Source organism: Campylobacter concisus (assembly GCF_902460895.1).
GTDB classification, from domain to species: Bacteria; Campylobacterota; Campylobacteria; order Campylobacterales; family Campylobacteraceae; genus Campylobacter_A; species Campylobacter_A concisus_BC.
Genome location: NZ_CABPVL010000029.1, coordinates 1 through 1,362, shown reverse-complemented (window position 1 = coordinate 1,362; position 1,362 = coordinate 1). Strand labels below are relative to the sequence as shown.

Below are 1,362 nucleotides of genomic sequence, written 5' to 3'. Positions count from 1 at the left end.
GCTTTAACAATATGTTGGGATATAAATATTTCTTAAAAAGAATAAGAGAGGGATTAATGTTTTCAAATCAAGCTTTAGAGAATGGTTTTGATGAAAAAAAACTACCTCGTTTTAGTGAAATGGTAACACAAGGAGATGGAGCATTTTTACCTTGTCCATTAGTTAAAAACGATCTACACTTTGGTGGTGGAAAATGGCAAATAGAATATGAGTTTGTCACAGATGGTGACTATTAATATATTAAATTTTAAAATAATTTAATATAGTAAAAAATAATTTAATACAAAGGAAAAAAGATGAGATTACTAGGCAAAATTGCACTTGGTGCAGCAGCAACAATCATGCTTATTGGTTGTGGCGAAGGATCTAAGTATGGCGATAAAGAATATACATTTGAATATTTAAGGGATAATGAACAATTGCTAGTAGAATTGGTTCAGTGGTGCGAGTTAAACAAAAATGCAAATTTAAATACAACACAAATGAAAAACTGCCAAACTGCATATGACAGAAAATCAAGGTTGACTCAAAAATGGGGAAATGAGCCAAGTAAATGGGAAAAATTAGTCGAGAAATACGGAACTAAAAAACAATAAGCATAGTCTAAAGGATAAAAAATGGTAATAGCAGTCTGCAATGAAAAAGGTGGTAGCGGAAAAACAAATATTGCTATAAATTTAGCCATAAAATTAGGTCTTATGAAAGATGACACTCTTTTAGTAGACGCTGATCCTCAAAGAAGTATAGATGTTTTTACTGATATTAGAGCTGATGCAAATTTACCACTACTATTTAATGCTGTTTCAAAACTTGGATCATCGATGCTAAAAGAGATACAAAGCTTAAAGCAAAAGTATGATAGTGTAGTAATTGATACTGGTGGACGTGATAGCCAAGAAATGAGACAAGCGTTAGCTGTTTGCAATATTGCTATTATCCCAGTTATTCCGAGCGATCTTGATATTGCCGTTTTGAACAAAATGATACTAGTTTTTAATCAAGCGAAAATTTACAATCCGAATTCAAAGGCACTAATAGTTATCTCTAAAGCTTCACCAAATCCTTTTCTAGCTAAAAAAGTAGAAGCACTACGTGAATATATTAGCGAAAAGAAGTTAGAAGATATTTTTCTAGCAAATAGCATAATCTATGAACGCGAGGCATATAGAAATGCCTTTTCAGCAGGAATGGGTGTGAGCGAATATTGCAAAGATAACGAAAACGCAAAGCTTGATTTCGAAGGCTTCTTTAACGAACTTGTCAATTTCGCTAATATATTCACGTAGTGCTTCTACTTTTTTAGCTAGAAAAGGATTTGGTGAAGCTTTAGAGATAACTATTAGTGCCTTTGAATTCGGATTG

3 protein-coding genes are annotated in these 1,362 nt (G+C 32.5%); all 3 read left to right on the top strand.

Features of this window, described 5'->3' with window-relative positions; genetic code table 11:
• Window positions 1-236 (top strand): hypothetical protein (locus F3G98_RS10650; protein WP_188117009.1); only part of this gene is annotated, 236 nt, incomplete at its 5' end.
• 60 nt (window positions 237-296) lie between these two features.
• Window positions 297-596 (top strand): hypothetical protein, encoded by a 300-nt coding sequence (locus F3G98_RS10240; protein ID WP_103568037.1) that lies wholly within the window; start codon window positions 297-299, stop codon window positions 594-596.
• Between the two features lie 21 nt (window positions 597-617).
• Window positions 618-1,286, top strand: coding sequence for an AAA family ATPase (locus F3G98_RS10235; RefSeq protein ID WP_149726140.1), 669 nt, complete (start codon window positions 618-620; stop codon window positions 1,284-1,286).
• Window positions 1,287-1,362: the final 76 nt, after the last annotated feature.